Annotated in this window: 20 protein-coding genes and 1 riboswitch; of the genes, 14 read left to right on the forward strand and 6 right to left on the reverse strand. The window is 70.9% G+C overall.

Annotated features, from left to right (window positions below; genetic code table 11):
- Nucleotides 1-86 precede the first annotated feature (86 nt).
- On the forward strand, nucleotides 87-3,566 hold the full coding sequence (locus tag AIIKEEIJ_RS19255; protein WP_161996365.1) for a protein kinase domain-containing protein: 3,480 nt from the start codon (nucleotides 87-89) through the stop codon (nucleotides 3,564-3,566).
- A 70-nt stretch (nucleotides 3,567-3,636) separates the two neighbouring features.
- On the opposite strand, the gene AIIKEEIJ_RS19260 is transcribed toward AIIKEEIJ_RS19255, so the two are convergent.
- The gene (locus tag AIIKEEIJ_RS19260; RefSeq protein ID WP_029545380.1) at nucleotides 3,637-4,734 is read right to left on the reverse strand and encodes a CaiB/BaiF CoA transferase family protein; all 1,098 of its coding nucleotides are present in this window, start codon (nucleotides 4,732-4,734) and stop codon (nucleotides 3,637-3,639) included.
- A gap of 92 nt (nucleotides 4,735-4,826) precedes the next feature.
- The gene (locus AIIKEEIJ_RS19265; protein ID WP_006945477.1) at nucleotides 4,827-5,207 is read right to left on the reverse strand and encodes a nuclear transport factor 2 family protein; all 381 of its coding nucleotides are present in this window, start codon (nucleotides 5,205-5,207) and stop codon (nucleotides 4,827-4,829) included.
- 86 nt (nucleotides 5,208-5,293) lie between these two features.
- On the opposite strand from AIIKEEIJ_RS19265, the gene AIIKEEIJ_RS19270 reads away from it, so the two are divergent.
- Nucleotides 5,294-5,674: a VOC family protein gene (locus tag AIIKEEIJ_RS19270; RefSeq protein ID WP_050035689.1), complete on the forward strand. Its 381-nt coding sequence runs from the start codon at nucleotides 5,294-5,296 to the stop codon at nucleotides 5,672-5,674.
- Nucleotides 5,675-5,762: 88 nt separating this feature from the next.
- Here AIIKEEIJ_RS19270 and AIIKEEIJ_RS19275 read toward each other — a convergent pair whose 3' ends face one another.
- Nucleotides 5,763-8,402, reverse strand: coding sequence for a vitamin B12-dependent ribonucleotide reductase (locus AIIKEEIJ_RS19275; RefSeq protein ID WP_050035688.1), 2,640 nt, complete (start codon nucleotides 8,400-8,402; stop codon nucleotides 5,763-5,765).
- Between the two features lie 43 nt (nucleotides 8,403-8,445).
- Between AIIKEEIJ_RS19275 and purT the strand changes: the two genes are divergently transcribed.
- A complete protein-coding gene (purT, locus tag AIIKEEIJ_RS19280; RefSeq protein WP_161996366.1) occupies nucleotides 8,446-9,651 on the forward strand; it encodes a formate-dependent phosphoribosylglycinamide formyltransferase in 1,206 nt (401 codons plus the stop codon).
- A complete protein-coding gene (locus AIIKEEIJ_RS19285; protein ID WP_161996367.1) occupies nucleotides 9,648-10,130 on the forward strand; it encodes a DUF456 family protein in 483 nt (160 codons plus the stop codon). Before purT ends, AIIKEEIJ_RS19285 begins: the two co-directional genes overlap by 4 nt.
- 98 nt (nucleotides 10,131-10,228) lie before the next feature.
- Here AIIKEEIJ_RS19285 and AIIKEEIJ_RS19290 read toward each other — a convergent pair whose 3' ends face one another.
- A complete protein-coding gene (locus AIIKEEIJ_RS19290; RefSeq protein WP_161996368.1) occupies nucleotides 10,229-11,614 on the reverse strand; it encodes an FAD-dependent oxidoreductase in 1,386 nt (461 codons plus the stop codon).
- A 293-nt stretch (nucleotides 11,615-11,907) separates the two neighbouring features.
- Between AIIKEEIJ_RS19290 and AIIKEEIJ_RS19295 the strand changes: the two genes are divergently transcribed.
- The 10 genes from AIIKEEIJ_RS19295 (at nucleotide 11,908) to AIIKEEIJ_RS19340 (ending at nucleotide 21,487) form a co-directional block, all read left to right on the forward strand.
- Nucleotides 11,908-12,336, forward strand: coding sequence for an Rv0361 family membrane protein (locus AIIKEEIJ_RS19295; RefSeq protein WP_029545375.1), 429 nt, complete (start codon nucleotides 11,908-11,910; stop codon nucleotides 12,334-12,336).
- A 62-nt stretch (nucleotides 12,337-12,398) separates the two neighbouring features.
- Complete coding sequence (locus AIIKEEIJ_RS19300; protein ID WP_006945501.1) at nucleotides 12,399-12,809, forward strand: rhodanese-like domain-containing protein; 411 nt, start codon at nucleotides 12,399-12,401, stop codon at nucleotides 12,807-12,809.
- Nucleotides 12,806-14,029: an O-succinylhomoserine sulfhydrylase gene (locus AIIKEEIJ_RS19305; protein WP_006945502.1), complete on the forward strand. Its 1,224-nt coding sequence runs from the start codon at nucleotides 12,806-12,808 to the stop codon at nucleotides 14,027-14,029. Before AIIKEEIJ_RS19300 ends, AIIKEEIJ_RS19305 begins: the two co-directional genes overlap by 4 nt.
- 212 nt (nucleotides 14,030-14,241) lie before the next feature.
- Nucleotides 14,242-15,192, forward strand: coding sequence for a DUF808 domain-containing protein (locus tag AIIKEEIJ_RS19310; protein WP_338020986.1), 951 nt, complete (start codon nucleotides 14,242-14,244; stop codon nucleotides 15,190-15,192).
- An 88-nt stretch (nucleotides 15,193-15,280) separates the two neighbouring features.
- Nucleotides 15,281-15,423: riboswitch (cobalamin riboswitch) on the forward strand.
- A gap of 80 nt (nucleotides 15,424-15,503) precedes the next feature.
- On the forward strand, nucleotides 15,504-16,478 hold the full coding sequence (locus AIIKEEIJ_RS19315) for an ABC transporter substrate-binding protein (RefSeq protein WP_044476458.1): 975 nt from the start codon (nucleotides 15,504-15,506) through the stop codon (nucleotides 16,476-16,478).
- On the forward strand, nucleotides 16,475-17,503 hold the full coding sequence (locus AIIKEEIJ_RS19320; protein WP_006945506.1) for a FecCD family ABC transporter permease: 1,029 nt from the start codon (nucleotides 16,475-16,477) through the stop codon (nucleotides 17,501-17,503). Before AIIKEEIJ_RS19315 ends, AIIKEEIJ_RS19320 begins: the two co-directional genes overlap by 4 nt.
- The gene (locus AIIKEEIJ_RS19325; RefSeq protein WP_161996370.1) at nucleotides 17,500-18,306 is read left to right on the forward strand and encodes an ATP-binding cassette domain-containing protein; all 807 of its coding nucleotides are present in this window, start codon (nucleotides 17,500-17,502) and stop codon (nucleotides 18,304-18,306) included. The genes AIIKEEIJ_RS19320 and AIIKEEIJ_RS19325 overlap by 4 nt, the downstream gene beginning before the upstream one ends.
- Entirely contained in the window at nucleotides 18,306-19,652 is a 1,347-nt protein-coding gene (locus tag AIIKEEIJ_RS19330) for a bifunctional adenosylcobinamide kinase/adenosylcobinamide-phosphate guanylyltransferase (RefSeq protein WP_161996374.1), read from the forward strand. Before AIIKEEIJ_RS19325 ends, AIIKEEIJ_RS19330 begins: the two co-directional genes overlap by 1 nt.
- A 353-nt stretch (nucleotides 19,653-20,005) precedes the next feature.
- Entirely contained in the window at nucleotides 20,006-20,734 is a 729-nt protein-coding gene (locus tag AIIKEEIJ_RS19335; RefSeq protein WP_161996371.1) for an MspA family porin, read from the forward strand.
- Nucleotides 20,735-20,797: 63 nt separating this feature from the next.
- Complete coding sequence (locus AIIKEEIJ_RS19340; RefSeq protein ID WP_161996372.1) at nucleotides 20,798-21,487, forward strand: MspA family porin; 690 nt, start codon at nucleotides 20,798-20,800, stop codon at nucleotides 21,485-21,487.
- A 200-nt stretch (nucleotides 21,488-21,687) separates the two neighbouring features.
- Here the strand turns inward: AIIKEEIJ_RS19340 and AIIKEEIJ_RS19345 are convergent, their stop codons facing one another.
- Complete coding sequence (locus AIIKEEIJ_RS19345; protein WP_044476465.1) at nucleotides 21,688-22,446, reverse strand: HAD-IIA family hydrolase; 759 nt, start codon at nucleotides 22,444-22,446, stop codon at nucleotides 21,688-21,690.
- A gap of 65 nt (nucleotides 22,447-22,511) precedes the next feature.
- On the reverse strand, nucleotides 22,512-23,282 hold the full coding sequence (locus AIIKEEIJ_RS19350; protein WP_006945513.1) for a sulfite exporter TauE/SafE family protein: 771 nt from the start codon (nucleotides 23,280-23,282) through the stop codon (nucleotides 22,512-22,514).
- Nucleotides 23,283-23,792 lie beyond the last annotated feature (510 nt).

Consider the following 23,792-nt stretch of genomic DNA (forward strand, 5'->3'; position numbering starts at 1 on the left):
GGCGTTATGCTCGAGGGGTACGCACGGGCGGTCACGCCGTTGTGGCCGTCCGCGAGCCGCCACTTCGGACGGATGCGAGAACGACTGTGGCCGAAAAGGATCCGTACGCGACGCAGCGCGACATCGGGTTCGACCTCGCTGCCGAACTCGCCGCCGCCGGGTTCGACGACGCGCGGGAGATCGGGCGCGGCGGATTCGGTGTCGTCTACCGCTGCTACGAGACCGCACTCGATCGCCCGGTCGCGGTGAAGGTCCTCACCTCCCACATGGACACAGACAACCTCGAGCGTTTCCTGCGTGAGCAGCGCGCCATGGGACGGCTGTCCGGGCATCCCAACATCGTCAACGTCCTGCAGGTCGGCACCACCGAATCCGGGCGCCCGTACCTCGTGATGCAGTACCACCCGCGCGACTCGCTCGACGCGCAACTGCGCCGCTCCGGGCCCATCCCGTGGGCCGAGGTGGTGCGGATCGGCATCAAGCTGGCCGGCGCCCTCGAGACCGGCCACCGCGTCGGCATCCTGCACCGCGACGTCAAGCCGGCCAACATCCTGCTCACCGAGTTCGGCGAGCCGCAGCTCACGGACTTCGGGATCGCCCGCATCAGCGGGGGCTTCGAGACGGTGACGGGTGAGGTGACCGGGTCGCCGGCGTTCACGGCCCCGGAGGTGCTCAGCGGCCGCGTGCCCACCCCCGCATCGGACGTCTACAGCCTCGGCGCCACGCTGTTCTGCGCGCTGACCGGGCACGCGGCATTCGAACGGCGCAGCGGCGAGCGGGTCGTGGCGCAGTTCGTGCGGGTGACCACCCAGCCCGTTCCGGACCTGCGCGAGCAGGGCGTCCCGGACGGATTGTCCTCGGCGATCGAGCGTTCCATGTCGGTGGACCCGCAGGCCCGGCCCGCGACCGCCGCCGAGTTCGGGGAGCTGCTGCGCGAGGTGCAGGCCGACGAGGGTCTGCCGGTGGACGAGCTGCCGGTAGCCGGGGAACTCGAGCCGGGCTCGGAGCCCGGTCACCCTCCGTCGCCGTCCGTGTCGGAGCGGCGGAGCACCTACCGGTCCGGCGTGCGCGCCACCACCCCGCCGGTGCCGGCGACCCGGTTCCGTCCGCCGTCGACCACACGCCGGCTCGTGCCGCGACGGCGCCTGCTCGCCGTCCTCGACACGGAGCAGCGCCGGAAACTGACCGTCATCCACTCCCCGCCGGGATTCGGCAAGACCATGCTGGCCCTGCAGTGGCGCTACGCGCTCACCGAGAGGAACGTGCCCGTCGCCTGGCTCAACGTCGACCACGACGACAACAACGTGGTGTGGTTCCTGGCCCACCTCGTCGAGTCGATCCGGCAGGTGCGGCCCTCGCTGGCCCGCGAGCTCGGCCAGGTGCTCGACGAACACGGCGACGAGGCCGAACGTTACGTGCTCACCTCACTCATCGACGAGATCCACAGGGCCGGTGAACGACTCGTCGTCATCATCGACGACTGGCATCGGGTCGACGACCCCGCGACGATCGCCGCGATGGCCTTCCTGCTCGACAACGGCTGCCACCACATGCAGCTCGTGGTGGTCGGCCGGACCCGCGCGGGACTGCCGACGAGCCGGATGCGGGTGCGCGACGAGCTCGTCGAAATAGACTACGAGGCATTGCGATTCGACGAGTCCGAGGCGCGGACCTTCCTCGTCGACCTCGCCGGGCTGGACCTCGACGACGACGAGGTCGCCGACCTGACCGCCGCCACCGACGGGTGGGCGGCCGCGTTGCAGCTCGCGGCGGTGTCGCTGCGCGGACGCGAGGACCCCGGGGAACTGATCTCCCACCTGTCCGGCCGGCACCGGGCGATCGGCGACTTCCTCGCCGAGAACGTGCTCGAGTCGCTGCCCCCGGACGACGTCGAGTTCCTGCTCACCACCGCGGTGACCGAACGCATCTGCGGCAGCCTCGCCACCGCGCTCACCGGGCACGAACGTGGTCAGGCCCTGCTCGAGGACCTCGAGGACCGGGACCTGTTCCTGCACCGGATCGACGAGGACGGCCGCTGGTTCGGATATCAGCCGTTGTTCGCCGAGTTCCTCCGGCAGCGGCTCGAACGCGAGCACCCGGAGCGCGTCCCGGCCCTGCACCGGACCGCGTCCGAGTGGTACGAGGGCCATGCGATGGTCGGCGAGGCGGTCGACCACGCCCTCGCCGCGGGCGACGAGGACCGCGCCGTCGACCTCGTCGAGAAGAACGGGCGCCGGATGATCGAGCACGGGCACGCCACCACGCTGCTCGGGCTCGTCGCCAAGCTGCCGCGCCGCGCCGTGGCGGGCCGGATCCGCCTGCAGCTGTCGATCGCCTGGGGGAACATCCTGCTGCACCGCTCGGCGCCGGCGCTGCACGCGCTGGACGTGGTCGAGGCGGCGGTCGCGGCCGACGGTGTGAACGCCGAGGAGGCAGCCGACATCGCCGTCGAGGTGGAGGTCGTGCGCAGCATCGTCGCCCTGCGCTGCGACCGCCTGGAACGCGCCGACGATCTCGTCGAGCACTGCCTGGCCCGCGCCGCCACACTGCCGCCGCTGGTGATCTCGTCCGGGCTCAACGTCGCCACGTTCGCCGCGGTCTACCGGGCCGACTACGACGAGGTGGTTCGGCTGCAGCAGGTGGCGCAGCCGTACCACGAACTCAACGAGGGCCCCTACAACACCATGCACGCCCGCGCCCTGCTGGGGCTGGCCGCGGTCGAACAGCTCGACGTCGCCGGGGCCGAGGAGCATTTCCGCGCGGGACTGCGCGCGGCGCGGCGCGGCAGCGGCCGGCACTCGTCGGCCGCGGTGCTGGCCGGGTCGATCCTCGGTGAGCTGCTCTACGAGCGGGGCGAGCTCGACGAGGCCGAGCGGCTGCTCGACGACGGCTTCGCCCTCGGCTCGGAGGGCGGGGTCGTGGATTTCAAGATCTCGCGGTACGTCGTCGGTGCCCGGCTCAAGGCCGTGCGCGGCGACCGCGAGGCGGTGGTGTCGCGACTGGCGGACGGCGCCCGTGCGGCCGCCGCCATGAACCTGGAGCGGCTCGCGGCGGCCGTCGAGAACGAACGCGTCCGGCTCGGTCTCGGGCCGCTGCCGTCGGCGCCGCGGCAGCAGCCGGTCGCCTACGGGACGCGGCCGCGCCCCGACCACGGCACGGCGGCGTGGACCGCGCAGCTCGAGGAGGCCACGGCCATCCGGGGGCTGCTCGCCGATCCCACGCCGGAGAACACCGAGCTGGCGTGCCGGTGGGCCGGCGAGTGGGTGCAACTGCTGCGCGGCAGCCGCCGGGCGCGCAGGCTGCTGCGCGCGGAGCGGCTCGAGGTGGCCTGCCTGGCCGCGGCCGGGCACGACGAGGAAGCGGCGACCCTGCTGGCCTCCGTCGCCGCGCGGTGCGAACAGGCGGGTCTGCTCCGGTTCCTGCCCGACGGCGGCCCGCTCGTGCTCGACGTCGCGCGCCGGCTCGCGGACGAGCTCACCGCGGGCAGGGGCCGCGCCGGTCGCCCGGACGTGTCCCCGGCGTTCTTGCTGGACGCGGTCGATACGGGCGCCGTGCACCTCCTGTAGGCGCCTGCGGCGCCGGTGTGTCCTTCGGGTCGCCAGGGCAGCCCAAAGGACACACCGGCAGCTCCGCTGCCTAGCGCCAGACGGAGTCGACGTCGGTGGCCTCGCCGGCCGGCGGGGCCGGCGGGCCCGCCGGGGTACGGGAGAACCGGGGCGCGGGGGCGTGCTGGGTGACGCCGTCGAGCTCGATCAGCGAGCCGCGCGCCGCGATGTGCGGGTTGGCCGGGGCCTCGCCGAACGTGAGCACGGGGGAGACGCACGCGTCGGTGCCGTCGAAGATCGCGGCCCATTCGTCGCGGGTCTTGGACAGGAACTTCTCGGTGAACAGCTTCTTCATCTGCGGCCACGCCGAGGTGTCGAGCTGCTGCGGCAGCTCGGCCGGATCGAGCTCGAGGCCCTGCAGCAGCAGCGCGTAGAACTGCGGCTCGATGGAACCGACGGCCATGTACCTGCCGTCGGCGGTCTCGTACACGTCGTAGAACGGCGCGCCGGTGTCGAGGAGGTTCACACCGCGCTCGTCCGACCACACGCCGCGGCCGCGGAACGCCCACATCATGTGCGAGAGCGCCAGTGCGCCGTCGACCATCGCGGCGTCGACGACCTGCCCCTTGCCGGAACTCTGGCGCTCGACGAGGGCGGAGAGGATGCCGAAGATCAGGAACATCGAGCCGCCGCCGAAGTCGCCGACCATGTTCAGCGGCGGCACCGGCCGCTCACCCTTGCGCCCGATGGCGTGCAGCACGCCCGTCAGGGAGATGTAGTTGATGTCGTGGCCGGCGGCGTGGGCGAGCGGGCCCTCCTGGCCCCAGCCGGTCATCCGCCCGTAGACCAGGCGCGGGTTGCGGGCCAGCGCGACGTCCGGGCCGAGCCCCATGCGCTCGGTCACGCCCGGGCGGAAGCCCTCGATGAGGACGTCGGCGCGCTCGATCAGCCCGAGGACCTTCTCGACCTGCTCGGGATCCTTCAGGTTGGCCTCGACGACGCGGCGGCCGCGCTGGATCTGGTCGCGGTGACCGGCGGGCGGGATCAGGCCCGGCCGCTGCACGCACACGACGTCGGCGCCGAGATCGGCGAGCAGGGTGGCGGCGTGCGGGCCGGGGCCGAGTCCCGCGAACTCGACGACGCGGATACCCGCGAGCGGACCCTTCTTCTCAACAGCTTCAGCGGACACTCGTCGAACCTCACTCGGGGTGCGTTGGGACCATTCCACGAGGAGGCTACCTTAGCGATCGCTAGAATGTGCCGGGGGTCACGGCACGTCGCCTATCCCTCGTAGAGATCCCCCTCGTTCAGCCGGGTGGCCTCGAACGCCTCCTCGAGGGTGTCGTGCCGATACACCGAGACGACATGGTCGCCCACCACCCGGAATGCGATCGCCTCACTGCGCGGGTGCTCCGGATCGGCCGCCCAGGTGGCGGTCTCCTCGACCACGACGATCCCCTCGTGCACGAACATCCGGCCGGGCCGGAACGTCACGCCCGCCGTCGTCGCCCACTCCCGCAGTTCGTCGAGGCCCTGATCCTCGTCGTCGTCCCCGGTGGGGAGCACGATGTCGTCGCTCGACAACGCCAGCAGGGTCTCGATGTCGTTGGAATTGACAGCGTCGTGCCAGGCCAGGACGGTCGCGATCTCGGAGGTGCTCATACGAGCAGATGCTAGTACCCCGGACCCGCCACGCACGGGTTGCCGCAACCTTGCCTGGCCGCGGGGTGAGGCGCACAGTGGTTCCCATGACGATCCGCGGTCAGCTCGTGAGCTTCCTGCCCAGTACCGATCTCGACATCTCGGAGATGTTCTACGTCGACACCCTCGGCTTCGAGAAGCTGTCCCGGGACCACTTCACGCTGATTCTGGACGCGGGCGGCGGCTCGCCCGTGCGGGTGACGCTGGTGCAGTCCCGCGCCGATACCGGTTACACCGCCCTGGGGTGGCGGGTACCGAACCTGAACGAGACCGTCGAAGCGCTGCGCGCCAAGGGCGTCGAATTCATCCGGTACAACGGCATGGCCCAGGACGAACACGACGCGTGGACGTCGCCCGAGGGCATGCGGGTCGCGTGGTTCCGCGACCCCCACGGAAACGTGCTGTCGCTGATGGAGGCCACCGGCTAGGGTCGACGTGGCCGCGAGGGGGCGGTTCTCGTCGACGCCACTCGCGTGATGCCGCGACCACGTCCCCCTCGGCGCAACCGCGACCGCGTCAGCTGCACCCGCTGGTGCTGCCGCACGACGGACAGGCGTGGCAGGAACCCGAGCGCTGCATCTGCACCCCGCACTGCATGCAGTACGGCGCGTCGCTTCGGCGCGCACGACCCTGCCGGGTGTCGGCCACCGCGTCGTCGAAGACGGGCGCGCTGCGCTCGGCACCGGTGCGGATGCCGAGTTCGGCCCGCTCGTCCGCGTCGAGGTACTCCACCGCCAGGCGCCGGAAGATGTAGTCCAGGATCGACGTCGCGATCCGGAGGTCCGGATCGTCGGTGATGCCCGCCGGCTCGAACCGCGTGCTGGTGAACGCGTTGACGAACGTGCGCAACGGAACCCCGTACTGCAGGCCGTAACTGACCGCCATCGAGAACGCGTCCATGATTCCGGCCAGGGTCGAGCCCTGCTTGGCCACCCGCAGGAACATCTCGCCCGGACGGCCGTCGTCGTACTGGCCGACGGTGACGAAGCCCTTGCAGTCCGCGACGCGGAACTCGAAGGTGCGCGACCGGCGCAGCCGGGGCAGCCGTTCCCGCCGCGGCGCCGGGGCCGTCGCGGCCGGGGCCGCCGTGGCCGACAACGGTTGTCCCAGTTTGCAGTTGTCGCGGTACACCGCGATCGCCTTGAGCCCGAGCCGCCACGCGTCGAGAAACAGTTCCTCGATGTCGGCCGCCGTCGCCGACTCCGGCAGGTTGACCGTCTTCGAGATCGCGCCGGACAGGAACGGCTGCACCGCGGCCATCATCAGGACGTGGCCGCGCGGCTCGATCACGTTGTCTCCCATCGACGTCGCGAACACCGGCAGATGCTCGGGCCGCAACTGCGGCGCGCCGACGACGGTGCGGTGCGTGTCGATGTGGGTGATCAGCTCGGCCACCTTGTCCGGGGGATAACCGAGCCGCGACAATGCCCGGGGCACCGTGCGATTGACGATGGACAGCGTCCCGCCGCCCACCAGCTTCTTCGTCTTCACCAGCGCCAGATCGGGTTCGATGCCGGTGGTGTCGCAGTCCATGGCCAGGCCGATCGTGCCGGTCGGCGCGAGGACCGTCACCTGGCTGTTGCGTACCCCGTGTTCGGCGGCGAGGGCGCACGCGGTGTCCCAGTCCTCCCGCGCCGCGGCGAGAACGTCGGCGGGCGCGACCTGTTCGTCGATGTCGTCGACGGCACCGCGATGACGGGCCAGCACCGCGAGGGTGTGCTCCCGGTTCTCGGCGAATCCGTCGAACGGCCCGAGCCGGCGCGCGAGCCGTGCCGACACCGCGTACGCGTGCCCGGTCATCAGCGCGGTGAGCGCCGCCGCGTACGCCCGTCCGGCGTCGCTGTCGTACGGCAGCCCCAGGGCCATCAGCAACGCCCCGAGATTGGCGTAGCCGAGGCCGAGTTGCCGGAACCGGCGCGAGGTCCGCGCGATGCGGTCGGTGGGATAGTCGGCGCGGCCGACGAGGATCTCCTGGCCGGTGAGCACGACCGCGACGGCGTGCCGGAACCCGGCGACGTCGAACGTGCCGTCGTCGCGCAGGAACGTCAGCAGGTTCAGGCTCGCCAGGTTGCACGCCGAGTCGTCCAGATGCATGTACTCCGAGCACGGATTCGAGCCGTTGATCCGGCCCGTCGCGGCCGCGGTGTGCCAGCGGTTGATGGTGGTGTCGAACTGCAGGCCCGGATCGGCGCACTCCCACGCCGCGGCCGCGATGCGGTGCAGCAGTTCGCGGGCCGGCACCGTGCGCACCGTCGCCCCGGTGGTCACCGCGCGCAGCGGCCACTCGGCGCCGTCGGCGACGGCCTGCATGAACTCGTCGGTCACCCGCACCGAGTTGTTGGCGTTCTGGTACTGCACCGAATGGATGTCGCGACCGTCGAGTCCCATGTCGAAGCCGGCCGCGGCCAGCACCCGCGCCTTGCGTTCCTCGATCGCCTTGCAGTCGACGAACTCCTCGATATCGGGATGGTCGACGTCGAGGATCACCATCTTCGCGGCCCGGCGCGTCTTGCCGCCGGACTTGATGGTGCCCGCCGACGCGTCCGCGCCGCGCATGAAACTCACCGGACCCGACGCGGTACCCCCGCCCGCCAGCGGTTCGGCCGACGACCGGATGCGCGACAGGTTCACGCCCGCCCCGGACCCGCCCTTGAAGATCACCGCCTCCTGGCGGTACCACTCGAGGATCGAGTCGATGCTGTCCTCGACCGACAGGATGAAGCACGCGCTGGCCTGCTGCGGGGTGCCGGGCACCCCGATGTTGAACCACACGGGGCTGTTGAACGACGCCCGCTGCGTGAGGATCAGGTACGTCAGCTCGGCGGCGAACGCCTCCGGGTCGTCGAGATGACCGTCGGCCGCACCCCACGCGGTGACGGTGTCCACGATGCGGGCGACGACGTCGCGCAGCGAGCGTTCCCGCGCCTCGGTGCCGAGGGTGCCGCGGAAGTACTTCTGCGTGACGATGTCGGTGGCGATCTGCGACCAGGCGGCGGGAAACTCGACGTCGCGCTGCTCGAACACGACCGCGCCGGTGCCGTGGTGGACGATGCGGGCGTCGCGCCGCTGCCAGTCCACCTCGTCGGCCGGGTCGACGCCGGCCGTGGTGAAGAACCGTCCGGTGTCCGACTCGAGGTTCGGTTCTGCGACGTCCATCGCGTCCTCCAGGTGCGACCTGCGGGGCACATATAGTCCCCTCATGGTCTCACCCCGAATCGGCACCCCGCTCACTCCCGGCGCCCTGCGCGTCATGCTGCTCGGCGCAGGTGAGCTCGGCAAGGAGGTGGTCGTCGCGCTGCAACGGCTCGGTGTCGAGGTGATCGCGGTGGACCGGTACCCGAACGCGCCGGGGCACCAGGTGGCGCACCGCGCGCACACCGTCGACATGAGCGACCCGCAGGCCCTGCTCGCGCTCGTCGAGGCCGAACGACCCCACCTGGTCGTGCCCGAGATCGAGGCGATCGCCACCGACGCGCTCGCGATCGTCGAGGAACGCGGTCTCGCCGAGGTGATCCCGACCGCGCGCGCCACCCGGCTGACCATGAACCGGGAGGGCATCCGCCGCCTCGCCGCCGAGGAACTCGGGTTGCCCACCTTCCCGTACCGCTTCGCCGAATCCCTCGACGAGGTCCGCGCCGCCGCGGCCGAGGTCGGCTTTCCGTGCGTGATCAAGCCGGTGATGTCCTCGTCCGGCAAGGGCCAGTCCACGGTCCGCACCCCCGACGAGATCGCCGCCGCCTGGGACTATGCGCTCGCCGGCGGGCGCGTCGACCTCGGCCGGGTCATCGTCGAGGGCTTCGTCGACTTCGAGTACGAGATCACCCAGCTCACCGTCCGCGCCGTCGGGCCGTCCGGGGAGGTCGAGACGTTCTTCTGCGAACCGATCGGGCACCTGCAGCGCGCCGGCGACTACGTCGAGTCCTGGCAGCCCCAGCCGATGAGCGAGCGGGCCCTGGCCCGGTCCCGGGAGATCGCGGCGACGGTGACCGGCGCGCTCGGCGGCCGCGGCGTCTTCGGCGTCGAACTGTTCGTCGCGGGCGACGACGTGTTCTTCTCCGAGGTGAGCCCCCGCCCGCACGACACCGGCCTGGTGACCCTGCGCTCGCAGCGCTACTCCGAATTCGAGCTGCACGCCCGCGCGATCCTGGGCCTGCCGGTCGACACCGCGCTCCTCGCCCCCGGGGCGTCGGCGGTGATCTACGGCGGCATCGACGCCGCCGGCATCGCGTTCGAGGGCGTCGCCGACGCGCTGTCGGTGCCCGAAACCGACCTGCGGCTGTTCGGCAAGCCCGAGTCGTTCGTCCGTCGTCGCATGGGTGTGGCGGTGTCCACCGGCCCGGACGTCGAGACCGCGCGGGCCCGCGCGGTCGAGGCGGCGTCGCGCGTGCGGCCGGTGGCGCCGTGACCGCCGGCGCGGAGGTCCTCGTCGGGCTCGCGATCCTCGTCGGCCTCGTCGGCATCGTCGTGCCGATCCTGCCGGGCACCCTGCTGATCTTCGGGGCGATCGCGGTGTGGGCCGTCCTCACCGGCGGCACCGTCGGGTGGACGGTCTTCGCCGTCGCGACGACGGCCCTGCTGGTCACCGGCATCGTGAAGTACACGTGGCCGGGAGGACGGATGCGCCGCGCCGGGGTGCCGACCCGCTCGATCATCGCCGGCGGTCTGCTCGGCATCGTCGGCTTCTTCGTCGTCCCGGTGATCGGTCTGCTGCTCGGTTTCCTGCTCGGCACGTACCTGTCCGAGGTGCAGCGGCACCGCACCCACCGCGACGCCTGGCTCTCGACCGTGCATGCGACGAAGGCGGTGGCGCTGTCGATCCTCGTCGAGCTGCTCGGCGGTCTCGTCGCCGCCGGTGTGTGGCTCGGCGCGGTGCTGCTCACCTGAACGTCGCAGCCTCCGGATACGGCTGTGGCCGAATGTCACATCGTGTCGATCCAAACGACGCGATGTGACATTCGGCCACGGCGGGGGAGCGGGTGGCGTCAGGCCTTGTGCGGCTCCGAGGCGCGGAACATGTCCTCGCGCTCGACGACCTTGACGCGCTCGCGGCCCTCGGCCTCGCCGAGGCTGCGCTCGTGCGCGTCGAGGCGGTACCAGCCCTGCCAGGTGGTGTAGGGCAGCTGCTTGTCCTCGAGGAAGGCGACGATCGCGTCCTCGGACGGGTCCTCGGGGGTATTGAGCAGCCCCTGCGCCCGGTCGGCGAGCAGGTTCGCGACGGTCTCGTTCGCATCGCCCTTGGTGTGGCCGATCAGGCCCACGGGGCCGCGCTTGATCCAGCCGGTGACGTAGGTCGCCTGCAGGTAGCGGGCGGTGCCCTCGGCGGCGTCGTCCGCGACGACGCGTCCGGCCTCGTTGGGCACGGTGCCGGCCTGCTCGTCGAACGGCAGCTTGGCGATGTTCTGCGACAGGTAGCCCACGGCCCGGTACACGGCCTGGACCTCCCAGTCACGGAACTTGCCGGTGCCGCGGACGTTGCCGGTGCCGTCGAGCTCGGTGCGCTCGGTACGCAGGCCCACGACCTTGCCGTCCTCGCCGAGGATCTCGGCGGGGGACTCGAAGAAGTGCAGGAACAGCTTGTGCGGGCGGTCGCCGACGTCGCGGATGGCCCAGTCCTGCAGGGTGTTGGCCACCATGTCGACCTGCTTGGAATTGCGGCGCGCCGCCTCCGAGCCCTCGTCGTAGTCGATGTCCTCGGGATCGACGATGACCTCGATGGTGGGCGAGTGGTCGAGCTCACGCAGCTCGAGCGGGGTGAACTTGGCCTGGGCGGGACCGCGGCGGCCGAACACGTGCACCTCGACGGCCTTGTTGTTCTTCAGGCCCTCGTAGACGTTGGCGGGGATCTCCGTCGGCAGCAGCTCGTCGCCGGTCTTGGCCAGCACCCGGGCGATGTCGAGGGCGACGTTGCCGACGCCGAGCACGGCGACCTTCTCGGCCTCGAGCGGCCAGTGGCGGGGCACGTCCGGGTGGCCGTCGTACCAGGAGACGAAGTCGGCGGCGCCGTAGCTGCCGTCGAGTTCGATGCCGGGGATGTTCAGGGCGCGGTCGGCGTTGGCGCCGGTGGAGAAGATCACCGCGTCGTAGAAGCGGCGCAGGTCCTCGAGGGTGATGTCGGTGCCGTAGTCGAGGTTGCCGAGCAGCCGGACCTGGGGCTTGTCGAGCACCTTGTGCAACGCGGTGATGATGCCCTTGATGCGCGGATGGTCCGGGGCCACGCCGTAACGGATGAGACCGAACGGGGCGGGCATCCGCTCGAACAGGTCGATGCTGACCTCGGTGTCGGACTTCATGAGCGCATCGGCGGCGTAGATACCGGCGGGGCCGGCACCGACGATCGCGACGCGAAGGGGACGAGTCTGATCGGTCATCAGGGGTCAACTACCTCTTCGGTGTGCGGACGGACGTGGTTCAGCTTAATTGAGGAAGGGAGCCGGCAGGGGTGGCTGCCATGGGCACGCGGGAGCGGCAGGAACTGCGCGACGAACCGGGCGTGACGAGAAATCGCTTCAGCGACAACACATGTGGGCGCTCACTCGACACAGGTCGACGGCGAGACGTCGAACGAGGTGCGTAGAGGCCATGGGCAATTCCTACCTCGAGAGGGTTTATTGGGGCAAATGCGCCCGCGGGGGGCCGTGCCCGCGCGGCCTAGGATCGCCCCATGGCAGCCGAACGCGCACCCGAACCCGACCCGGACGAAACGGACCGCAGCAGCGCGACGCCGTTCCTCGCGGCGCTCGCGATCATCGTGGTGCTCGTCGTCGGGGTGTTCGTCGCCCAGCTGGTGTCGCCGTCGGACAGCAGCACCTCCGGGACCGAGCTCGTCGTGCGAACGGTCGACGACTACGTCCGCGCGCACAACGCCGGCGACGCCCCCGCGCAGGACCGCTTGCGCTGCGACGGGCTCCCTGCCGACCGGGCCCCGCTGGCCGGCGTGGACGGCGAGGTGCAGCTCGAGGGCGTCGAGAACGTCGAGGCGGACGGCGACCGGGGAACCGCCGACGTGCGCGCCCGGTTCGACGGGAACGAGCAGACCGCCACGTGGCAGTTCGTCCGGATCGACGACGTCTGGCGGGTCTGCACCTTCTGATCGGGGACCGGCGCCACCCGCCCGCCTGGTCGGCTCGCCGCGAACTGTGAAAAGCTGGTGCGGTGAGCTACGCAGGTGATATAACGCCGCAGCAAGCGTGGGAGCTGCTGCGCGAGAACCCGGACGCCGTGCTCGTCGATGTGCGTACCGACGCCGAATGGAAATACGTGGGGGTCCCCGAGACCTCCCCCATCGGGCGCCGCACCGTCTTCGTCGAGTGGGTGCGCTACCCGGACGGTGCCCGCAACGCGGGGTTCGTCGAGCAGCTGAAGGACGCCGGCGTGACCGGCGGGCCGGTCGTGTTCCTGTGTCGCTCGGGACAGCGTTCCATCGCGGCCGCGGAAGCGGCCACCGCGGCGGGCCTGGCCCCGTCGTACAACATCGTCGAAGGATTCGAAGGCGGCCTCGATGCCGAGAGGCATCGCGGAGCCGAGGGCTGGCGGGCCGCGGGCCTGCCGTGGAGGCAGTCGTGAGCGCAATTCCCAGGGGCGGCGCCTTCGAGCGGCCGCTGCCGGCATCGGTGCGTCCCGCCACGCTCGGCGTGCGCGGCGGCACCATGCGGTCCGGATTCGAGGAGACCTCCGAGGCGATCTACCTCAATTCCGGTTTCGTCTACGAATCGGCCGAGGCCGCGGAGCAGGCGTTCACGGGCGACGTGGACCACTTCGTCTACTCCCGGTACGGCAACCCGACCGTGAAGATGTTCGAGGAGCGGCTGCGGCTGCTCGAGGGCGCCGAGGGCTGCTACGCCACCGCCTCCGGCATGTCGGCGGTGTTCACCTCCCTCGCCGCGCTGCTCGGCAAGGGCGATCGCCTGGTCGCGGCCCGGAGCCTGTTCGGCTCCTGCTTCGTGGTGTGCAACGAGATCCTGCCCCGCTGGGGCGTGGAGACGGTGTTCGTCGACGGCGAGGACCTCGACCAGTGGGAACAGGCGCTGTCCGTGCCCACGACCGCGGTCTTCTTCGAGACGCCGTCGAACCCGATGCAGACCCTCGTCGACGTGCGCCGGGTCTCCGAGATGGCCCACGCCGCCGGTGCCAAGGTGGTGCTCGACAACGTCTTCGCCACGCCGCTGCTGCAGCGCAGCCTGGATCTCGGCGCCGACATCGTCGTGTACTCGGGCACCAAGCACATCGACGGCCAGGGCCGCGTGCTCGGCGGGGCGATCCTCGGCCCGCAGGACTACATCGACGGCCCGGTGCAGCAGCTCATCCGGCACACCGGCCCGGCGCTGAGCCCGTTCAACGCCCACACCCTGCTCAAGGGCCTCGAGACACTGCCGCTGCGGATCCGGCACTCGGTGGAGTCGGCCGGGCGGATCGCCCGCTTCCTCCAGGACCACGCCGCGATCAAGTGGGTCAAGTACCCGTTCCTCGAGTCGCACCCGCAGTACGACCTGGCGCGGTCCCAGATGAGCGGCGGCGGCACGGTCGTGACCTTCGAGCTGGACGCCCCGGAGGGCGAGGGCAAGAAGCGCGCGTTCGAACTGCTCGACGGGCTGCGCATCGTCGACATCTCCAACAACCTCGGCGACGCCAAGTCGCTGATCACCCACCCCGCGACGACGACGCACCGGGCGATGGGTCCGGAGGGCCGGGCGGCGATCGGCCTGTCCGACGGTGTGGTCCGGTTGTCGGTGGGGCTCGAGGATCCGGAGGACCTGCTCGAGGACTTCGAGCAGGCGCTGAAGTAGCCCGCTGCCACGTCGGAGGCGACAGCCACGTCGAGGCCGTACCGGCATCGCGGACTCCGACCCCCTGGGCCCGCCGAGTCGATGACACCGGCCGTACCGGACACCGAAGGAGAGCCGGCTCGGCGGTCGGGTGTGCTTCGGTAACGTACAAGTCGACCCGCAACTGCGTGTCGTTCGATCGGCTCTGCACAGCCGAACTGTGGGAGGTTCCCGTGGCTGGTGGTCTCGTCGCCCTGTTGGACGACGTCGCGGCACTGACGAAGGCGGCCGCGGCGTCCATCGACGATATCGGCGCCGCGGCCGGCAAGGCCGGCGTCAAGGCGGCCGGTGTCGTCGTCGACGACACCGCCGTCACCCCGCGCTATGTGCACGGGTTCACCCCCGATCGTGAACTGCCGATCATCCGCAAGATCGCGACCGGGTCGATCCGCAACAAGCTCCTGATCATCCTGCCGGTGGCGATGCTCCTGAGCCAGTTCCTGCCCCAGGCGCTGCCCTACCTGTTGATCGCCGGTGGTCTGTTCCTGTGCTACGAGGGGGCCGAGAAGGTCTACGAAGCACTCACCGGTGGTCACCACGACGAGGACGCGACTGCGGGGCAGAGCGGGCCGGAGTTCGAGAAGTCGATGGTCAGCGGCGCGATCCGCACCGACCTCATCCTGTCGGCCGAGATCATGGTGATCTCCCTGGCGTCGGTCGAGGACGAACCGTTCCTCACCCGGCTGTTGGTGCTCGTCGTCGTCGCGATCCTCATCACCGCCCTGGTGTACGGCGCGGTCGCGCTGATCGTGAAGATGGACGACGTGGGCCTGTCGCTCGCCCGACGCCGATCGTCGTTCAGCCGACGATTCGGGCGGGGGCTCGTGGCCGCGATGCCGAAGGTGATGACGGTGCTCACCGTGGTCGGGATCGCCGCGATGCTGTGGGTCGGTGGCCACATCCTGCTCGTCAACGTCGGCGAGGCAGGATTCCATTGGCCGGCCGATCGCCTCCACGATCTCGAACACTGGTTCGGCGATCTCGTGCACGGCGGCTTCGGCGGTGTGCTGTCCTGGACTGCCGGGACCGTGGCGTCCGCACTCGTCGGGCTCGTCGTGGGTGCGATCATCGTCCTGATCGCGCACCTGATTCCGAAACGGAAGAAGCGCGGCGCGGCGCACTGACGGTGTCGACGTCCTCCGATGGGTCACCGGGGTGGGGAACCGGTCGAAGACGGCGTCGGGCCGCCGTCCCCGGACCCGGCGTCCTGCGATACGCTGCGGTGACCCCGCTTGCCGGCGGGGTGCCGCAGCGTATCGGTGAAGTCCGGTGTAATCCGGCACTGTCCCGCAACTGTGAGGCCGGCAGCGCGCTGCCGGACGAGTCAGGTCGGCCGGCGCGGCGGTCACGTACTGGTCCTCGGACGAAGGACGGTGTCGTGCCGCAACGGTGATCCGTTGCAGCCGTGCTGTTTTCGTCCTCCGCCTCACGGAGGATGGCTGTGCCTGCCCCCACTGCGCCCGCCCGCCGGCTGTTCGCTACTGGACTCGCCGCGCTCGCCCTGCTCGCCGCCTCGTGCGGCTCGAGCGGCGGATCCGACCCGGCCTCCGCGTCGTCCGGCGACGGCACCTTCCCGGTCACCGTGGGCTCCGGCGACGGCGCGATCACCCTCGACGCGGTCCCCGGATCGATCGTCTCCCTCAGCCCCACCGCCACCGAGATGCTCTACGCCGTCGGCGCCGGCGACCAGGTCGTCGCGGTCGACGACCAGTCCGATTTCCCCGCGGAGGCGCCCGTCACCGCCCTGTCCGGATACTCGCCGAACGTCGAGGCCGTGCTCGGCTACGAACCGGACCTCGTGGTCGCCATGGACGACGTCGGCGACCTCGTCTCCGGCCTCGAGGCGGCCGGCGTCCCCACGCTGCTGCTGCCCGCCGCCACCACCCTCGACGAGGCGTACACGCAGATGGAGCAGCTCGGCGCCGCCACCGGGCACGTCGGCGACGCGGCCGAACTCGTCGCCTCGATGCGCAGCGACATCGACGAGGTCGTCGCCGGGCTGCCCCCGCGCCCGGCCCCGCTGACCTACTACCACGAGCTCGACGACACCTACTACAGCGTCACCGGCGGCACCTTCATCGGCGGCATCTACTCGATGCTCGGCCTGCGTTCGATCGGCGACGCCGCCGGAGCCGACGCCTACCCGCAGCTGTCCGCCGAGTACGTCCTCGACGCCGACCCCGACCTGATCTTCCTCGCCGACGGGCAGTGCTGCGGTGTCACCCCGGACACCGTGGCCGCCCGCGCCGGCTGGGGCGAGCTGACGGCCGTCCGGTCCGGCCAGGTCCACGTGCTCGACGAGGACGTCGCCAGCCGCTGGGGACCCCGGGTCGTGGACCTCGTGCGGCACCTCGGGACGATCGTGGCCGCCGCGCCCGCGTCCGAACCCGCCGCGCAGCCCACCCGGTGACCCGCGCCGCGCGCCACCCGGCCCTGGTGCTCGGCGCGGCAGCCCTCGTCCTGGTGGTCGCGCTGCACGTCGGGGTGCTCGTCGGCCCCGCCGGGCTCACCGTGCGCGGCGTGTTCCTCGAGCTGATCGACGCCCTGCCGTTCGTCGACGTCGACTCCGGACTGACGACGCGGCAGCAGGCCATCCTGTGGAACATCCGGATGCCGCGGGTGGCGCTCGGCGCGCTGGTCGGTGCGATGCTCGCCATCGCGGGTGCCACCTACCAGGGGGTGTTCCGCAACCCGCTGGCCGATCCCTACCTGCTCGGTGTGTCGAGCGGGGCGGGCCTGGGCGCCACCCTCGCGATCGCGCTCGGCGGGGCGCTCGGTGCCGCCGGGGTGCCGGTCGCCGCGTTCGCCGGCGGCCTGGTGGCCGTCGCCGCCACGTACGCGCTCGGGCGCAGCGTCGGCGGGATGCGTTCGGAGGTCGTCATCATCCTGGCCGGCGTCGCGGTCGCGGCGTTCGCAAATGCGGCGCAGACGTTCGTCCAGCAGCTCTACGACGACACCCTGCGGCAGGTGTACACGTGGCTGCTCGGCCGCCTCAGCACCGACGGCTGGTCCGACGTGGTCGTCGTGCTGCCGTACGTCGTGGTGTCCGCCGCGGTCATCCTGCTGCACCGCCGGATGCTCGACGTGATGGCGGTCGGCGACGTGGAGGCCGCGAGCCTCGGCGTGAGCCCGGCCCGGGTCCGGCTGGTCCTGGTGTGCGTGGCCACCCTCGGCACCGCCGCCGTGGTCGGCGCCAGCGGGCTCATCGGCTTCGTCGGAATCGTGGTGCCGCACGCGATCCGGCTGATCGTCGGCCCGGGGCACCGGTTGCTGCTGCCGCTGTCGCTGATGATCGGGGCCGCCTTCCTCGTCCTGGCGGACGTGCTGGCCCGGACCGTGATGTCCCCGGCCGAACTGCCCATCGGCGTGGTGACCGCGGCCGTCGGCGCCCCGTTCTTCCTCGTCGTGCTGCGCCGGCATCGGGGGGTGTCGTGAACGCCGTCGACTGCCACGGCCTGAGCGTCGCCCGCGGCGGCAAGACCGTCCTGCACGGGGTGGACCTGCTTGTCGGACAGGGGGAGTGGGTCGCGCTCGTCGGGCCCAACGGCGGTGGGAAGACTACGCTGCTGCACGCGCTCGCGGGCCTGGTGCCCGCGACCGGCCGGATCCGCGTCGGCGGCCTGGACCCCGCCCACGCCGGACGCCGGGCGATGGCCCGGACGGTGGCGCTCATGCCGCAGCGGCCGGTGGTGCCCGAGGGCATGACCGTCGCCGACCTGATCCGGCTCGGCCGCACCCCGCACATGCCGCGGTTCGCGACCGAGTCGGCGCACGACCGCGAGGTGGTCGAGTCGGTGCTCGACCGCCTCGACCTGCGCGGGCTGGCCGCGCGGCCGGCGACCGAGCTGTCCGGCGGTGAGCTGCAACGGGTGGTGCTCGGGCGCGCACTCGCGCAGGAGCCGAAGGTGCTGCTGCTGGACGAGCCCACCAGCGCCCTCGACATCGGCCACCAGCAGCACGTGCTGGACCTGGTGGAGTCGATGCGCGCGGAGAACGCGCTCACCGTCCTCGCGGCCATGCACGACCTGACGTCGGCGGCGCTGTACGGCGGACGGCTGGTGCTGCTCGCCGACGGCCGCGTCGTCGCCGACGGCACGCCCCGGCAGGTGCTGACAGCCCGGCGGATCGCCGACGTGTACGGCGCGCGCGTCGAGGTGCTGGACCGACCCGGTTCCGGACCGGCCATCGTGCCGGTTCGCGGGAGCTGTTCCGGCCGAACCGAATCGGAGGGTTCGTGATGGAGGTCCTGCTGCTGGGCACGGGTGCGGCCGACGGCTGGCCGAATCCGTTCTGCGCGTGCGCATCGTGCTCGGACGCGGCCGCCCGCGGCGAGATACGCGGGCAGACGGCGGCGCTGGTGGACGACGTCCTCATGCTCGACTGCGGGCCCGAGGCGCCGCGCGCGGCCCTGCGCCACGGCCGCACCCTCGCCGGGGTGCGGCACATCCTGCTCACCCATTCGCATCCCGACCATCTCGGCCCGCAGGCGCTGCTGTTCCGTGCTTGGGCGACAGTGGATTTCGAGATCGAGGTGATCGGACCCCCCGACACGCTGGACCAGTGCCGGGACTGGGTGGGTCCCACCGACGCGGTGCGGTTCGTGCCCGTCGCGGCCGGGGACGTGCTGACGGTGGGCGAGTATCGGGTGCGGGTCCTGCCCGCCGCCCACCGGGTCCTGAGAGAGGGAGACTCGGTGCTCTACGACGTGCAGGGCCCGGGCGGCGACCGGTTGCTGTGGGCTTGCGACACCGGCCCGCTGCCCGCGGACTGGTTCGAGCGGGTCGCCGGCGCGGGGTACGACGCGGTCTTCCTGGAGGAGACGTTCGGTGACCGCATCGATCTGGGGGACGCGCACCACACGCTGCCCGCGTTCGGCGAGACGGTGGGGGCGCTGCGCGCGTGCGGGGCGGTGACCGAGCGGACAGACGTGGTGGCCGTGCATCTGGGGCACCACAACCCGCCGGTCGCGCAGTTGCGGATCCGCCTGGCGGCCTGCGGGGCGCGACCGGGCGACGACGGTGAGGTGACGACGGTGGGACAAACGACCGGCAAAGCCGCTGCGACGCAGCGCACCCTGGTACTCGGCGGTGTCCGCTCCGGCAAGTCGCGGCACGCCGAGGAGTTGCTCGAATCGTTCCCGGCGGTGACGTACGTGGCGACCGGCGGCACGCGCGACGGCGACGCGGAGTGGGCCGAGCGGGTGGCGCTGCACCGCGCCCGTCGGCCGCGGTCGTGGACGACGGTGGAGACCGACGACGTGGCATCCGTACTGCGCGGGTCGCGCGAGCCGTTGCTGATCGACTGCCTCGGGACCTGGCTCACCGCCCGCCTGGACCGTCACGACGTGTGGTCGGGCGGCGACGTCACCGCGGTCGAGGCGGACGTCGAGGAGTTGCTCGAGGCGTGGCGTTCGTGTGCCGTGCCGGTGGTGGCGGTCAGCAACGAGGTCGGCAGCGGCGTGGTGCCGCCGACGGCGTCGGGCCGGCTGTTCCGCGACCTGCTCGGGCGGCTCAACGCGCGGGTGGCCGCCGAGTCGGAGGCGGTGACGTTGGTCGTGGCGGGCATTCCGATGCGGTTGCGCTAGAGCATCGAACTTCGTTCTGTGCAAGTCGGATTCCCGGTCACACATAAACCTCCGATCGCACACGATTGTGTGCAGATGTGATCTGGAACACAGCCGTAACTGTTTAGTGACCCTTCGCATCGGGCGTGTTATCGTTCCGAAACGAACTGGGGTCCGAGCGGGGGTGTCGGTCCACAGTGCCCTTCGGGGCAGCACGCCAACGACACCTGAATCCGCCTGTGCGAGAAACCGACCGGTATCTCGCCCGACCTGACCAGAAGGCACATCCGAATCGACCGCGGCGGCCGCCCGCGGCCGTGATCAGCCGTGCCCGGGGGCGCCCGGGTAACCGCACACCTGAGTAGGGGAATGAATTGAGCATCAAGCACACGTCCGGCCTCCGCCGCGGCGCACGCATCGGTGGTGTCGCAGCTGCTGCTGCGATCGCCCTGGGCTTCCTGTCCGCGGGTGCGGCTAACGCCGACACCTTCGTCCCGCTGCCCGAGGGCGAGATCGTCGCCCCCAGTGGGAACGTCATCAAGCGGTTCGACGAGCGCGCCCTGATCTCGCCGTCGCTCGCGGCCAACGGCGCAGGTCGCGTGGCGTGGGTGTCCGGTACGATCACCGCCGAAGTCAAGGGTGTTCCCGCCAATGCGGAGGCCGGTCCGTCCAACGGTGGTATCGCCGAGAACCCCGACGGTTCGGTCAACCAGAACGGCACGCAGGGCACCTCGACCAACGGCGTTCCGCGCCTGACCACCGGCTACATCGTCGGCTGCCAGGTGGACATCAGCCAGATGTCGGGCACGCTGGGTCTCAACGTAGGCATGTCGGGCGATCTTGCCAAGGAGACCGGCAACGCGTCGGTCGGCGGTTCGGCAGTTGTCGCGGCACCCATGACCGCTGGTCAGGTCCGCTTCGTGCCGGTCCAGGGCAGGGACATCAAGAAGGACGGCAAGTACACCATCCAGTACCAGGATGCCCAGATCGACGCTCAGGGCTGCGGCGGCTACGCGCAGGCTCGTTCGTACACGGTCCTCGAGGTCACGGGTAACAACTACGAAAAGACCACCCTGTACGGCCAGCCGTTCAGCATCGGCTGAGCATCTCCAGGCCACCCCTCCTTACCCTCGCTCGCACGAGCGTAGAACCTCGAGAGAGAGACCATGAAGACCAGCTTCAAGACCGGCCTGCGCCGCGCGCTCAAGTCCGCCGGTGTCGGCGCAACCGTCGCCGTCGCGATCGGATTCGCCTCCGTCGGAGCGGCCAATGCCGACACCTTCGTTCCGCTGGAGGACGGCTCGATCAGCCAGACGCTGCCCGACGGCACCGTCGTCACCGTCACCCGGACCGGTGAGACCGCCACCATCTCGCCCTCGATGGGCGCCACCCCGCTGCACCGCAACGTGTGGGTTTCCGGCACGGCCAAGGTCGACCTCAGCGGGCCGGGTGCCGCGATCGGTGGACGTATCCAGCCCGGCTACATCGTCGGCTGCCAGCTCGGCATGACGGCCAACCTCGGTGCGGGGGCCGGTCTGGGCGCCGGCATGGGCACCTCGGGAGAGTCTGCCAGTGGCTCGGTCACGGGCAACGCCGGTATCACCCTCAAGCCGAACCAGGCCTACGACTACAAGGTTCTCGACCTGACCCAGGTCGATCCCTTCGGCGCCGAGGTGCACCGCAACTTCAACACCTTCAAGGGTGCGAGCGGCACCGTCACCTGGGGTGACTCGACTCTCGGCGTCACCGGTTGCGCCGGCTTCGCGCAGGCCCGCAGCTACGTCAAGGTCACGGTCGACACCCCGACCGCGACCCAGCAGGTCACCCTCTGGGGCCAGCCCTTCAGCATTGGCTGAGCGAGGCGCCTTCAGAGGTGAGCAGCCCCGCCGACGAGAACCTCATCCTCTCGTCGGCGGGGCGTCGTCGCTGCCCGGTCCGGTGGGGGCCGGGCAGTGGCGTCATGGATGAACGGTGACGGGGAGGTTGTTGCGGCATCGCCCGAGTGGTATGCGCGACAACCTCCCCTTCGGCGTCGAAACCGCCCGCTCGATGCCGCTCAGAACGGATTCGCGGTGCGCCCCACCAGTTCCGCGATCGATTCGATGACGCGGGTGGGCCGGTAGGGGAACATCTCCACGGACTCGCGGGTGGAGATGCCGGTGAGGACCAGCAGTGTCTGCAGGCCCGCCTCGAGGCCGCAGACGATATCGGTGTCCATGCGGTCGCCGATCATGAGTGTGTGCTCCGAGTGCGCGCCGATCGCGCGCAGGGCGGACCGCATCATCAGGGCATTGGGCTTGCCCACGAAGTACGGTTCGCGGCCCGTCGCCCGGGTGATCAGGGCCGCGACGGCCCCGGTGGCGGGGAGCGAGCCCTCCCGCGACGGTCCGGTCGGATCCGGATTGGTCGCGATGAACCGGGCACCCCGCTCGACGAGCCGGATCGCCGTGGTGATCGCCTCGAACGAGTACGTGCGGGTTTCCCCCAAAACGACGTAGTCCGGATCGCTGTCGGTGAGGACGTAGCCGATGTCGTGCAGGGCCGTGGTCAGTCCCGACTCGCCCACCACGTATGCGCTGCCACCGGGGCGCTGATTCGCCAGGAACGTCGCCGTTGCCAGCGCCGACGTCCAGATGGACTTCTCCGGGACGTCGAGCCCGGTGCGCAGCAACCGGGCCCGCAGATCCCGCGGAGTGCGGATCGAATTGTTGGTGAGCACCATGAACGGCGTGCCGTTCTCGCGCAGCTCGGTCAGGAACGCGTCGGCGCCGGGAATCAGGTGTTCCTCATGGACCAGGACGCCGTCCATGTCCATCAGGTAGTTCCAGACCGGCGCGGGTGTGGGTTCGTCGCTCACCGTTCGAGTGTGTCACCGACCGCTCAGGCCAGCAGCCGGTACAACCCGATCAACCCGACCACGACGATGACGGCACGCAGCGCCGTGGGCGAGAGCCGGCGGCCGTACCGGGAGCCGAGGGCGCCGCCGATCAGCGAGCCCACGGCGATCAGCGCCGCCACCGTCCAGTCGATCCGGTCGAACGCGACCAGCGTGTAGGCGGTGGCGGCCACGACGTTCACCAGCAGCGAGAGCAGATTCTTCGCAGCGTTCTGCCGCTGGATGTGATCGTGCAGCAGCGCGCCGAACAGGCCCATCAACAGGATGCCCTGCGCGGCCGTGAAGTAGCCGCCGTACACGCCCACTGCGAAGGTGCCGACGATCAGCGCCGTCATCCGGGCGGGGCCGATCTGCTCCTCCGGGCCGCCGGAGCGGCGCAGCACCCACTGCTGCAGCTTCGGCTGGAACACGACGAGGAGCAGCGCCAGCACGAGCAGGACGGGCACGATCGTCTCGAAGGCCGACTCGGGCAGGTTCAGCAGCAGCCACGATCCGAGGACCGCGCCGGAGACCGACGCGGGGATCTGCCACCGTAGCCGGGGCCACTGTCCGCGCAGCTCCCGCCGGTACCCCCACGTGCTCGACACCCCACCAGCGACGAGTCCGACCGCGTTGGACATCGTGGCGGTCACCGGCGGCAGGCCGAAGGCGACGAGGGTCGGGAAGGTGATGAGGGTCCCGGAGCCGACCAGCGCGTTGATCGCGCCGGCGCCCAGCCCGGCCAGGGCGACGAGGAACAGTTCGAGCGGTGTCACCGAGCCGACCTTACGGTAGGCGCCGCCGTGGCCTGTCGTCGCCACCCCGGAGCGTCGGGTGCCACCGAATACGCTGTCTCGAAAAGGCTTTCGCGTGGATCGCCGGCGGACGGCACCGGCCGCCGCGGGTGCCGGTGTCCCGCCGTCGTGGCCCGCCGGTGCACCGTCCCAATTCCGGACACTCCCCGTCCGCGGGAGCCGCCCACCCCTCCCGCCGGTTCGGGGGCCGAACGGCCCCGTTCCGGCGACGCGCGCTCGAATCCGCAGGTCGAGGGGCGTCCGAGGGCGGGAGATGAGCCACGTCATAGCGGGTGTCCGAAAGTGGCACACTTCACATCTTCGGGTCCGGACGCATGCTCTTCCTCATTCGAACCGCATCACCAGCCGCCCCGGACCGGGTGCCGCCGTACCCAGCACACCTGTGTCAGTCGAGGTTGCCCTCGGAGGTGGATCGCAGTTACTCGGAGATGGGCAGGCACATCCGGACCTCGGTACCGTGCGGGTGGTTGG

Source organism: Rhodococcus sp. YH1 (assembly GCF_009939605.1).
Taxonomy (GTDB): domain Bacteria; phylum Actinomycetota; class Actinomycetes; order Mycobacteriales; family Mycobacteriaceae; genus Rhodococcus; species Rhodococcus aetherivorans.

Excerpts from the sequence above, each read along its gene's own strand:
- AIIKEEIJ_RS19340 (WP_161996372.1), top strand. The coding sequence starts at position 20,798 with ATGAAGACCAGCTTCAAGACCGGCCTGCGCCGCGCGCTCAAGTCCGCC.
- AIIKEEIJ_RS19295 (WP_029545375.1), top strand. The coding sequence starts at position 11,908 with ATGGCAGCCGAACGCGCACCCGAACCCGACCCGGACGAAACGGACCGC.
- AIIKEEIJ_RS19270 (WP_050035689.1), top strand. The coding sequence starts at position 5,294 with ATGACGATCCGCGGTCAGCTCGTGAGCTTCCTGCCCAGTACCGATCTC.
- AIIKEEIJ_RS19265 (WP_006945477.1), bottom strand. The coding sequence starts at position 5,207 with ATGAGCACCTCCGAGATCGCGACCGTCCTGGCCTGGCACGACGCTGTC.
- AIIKEEIJ_RS19315 (WP_044476458.1), top strand. The coding sequence starts at position 15,504 with ATGGCTGTGCCTGCCCCCACTGCGCCCGCCCGCCGGCTGTTCGCTACT.
- AIIKEEIJ_RS19345 (WP_044476465.1), bottom strand. The coding sequence starts at position 22,446 with ATGGACATGGACGGCGTCCTGGTCCATGAGGAACACCTGATTCCCGGC.
- AIIKEEIJ_RS19275 (WP_050035688.1), bottom strand. The coding sequence starts at position 8,402 with ATGGACGTCGCAGAACCGAACCTCGAGTCGGACACCGGACGGTTCTTC.
- AIIKEEIJ_RS19290 (WP_161996368.1), bottom strand. The coding sequence starts at position 11,614 with ATGACCGATCAGACTCGTCCCCTTCGCGTCGCGATCGTCGGTGCCGGC.
- purT (WP_161996366.1), top strand. The coding sequence starts at position 8,446 with ATGGTCTCACCCCGAATCGGCACCCCGCTCACTCCCGGCGCCCTGCGC.
- AIIKEEIJ_RS19330 (WP_161996374.1), top strand. The coding sequence starts at position 18,306 with ATGGAGGTCCTGCTGCTGGGCACGGGTGCGGCCGACGGCTGGCCGAAT.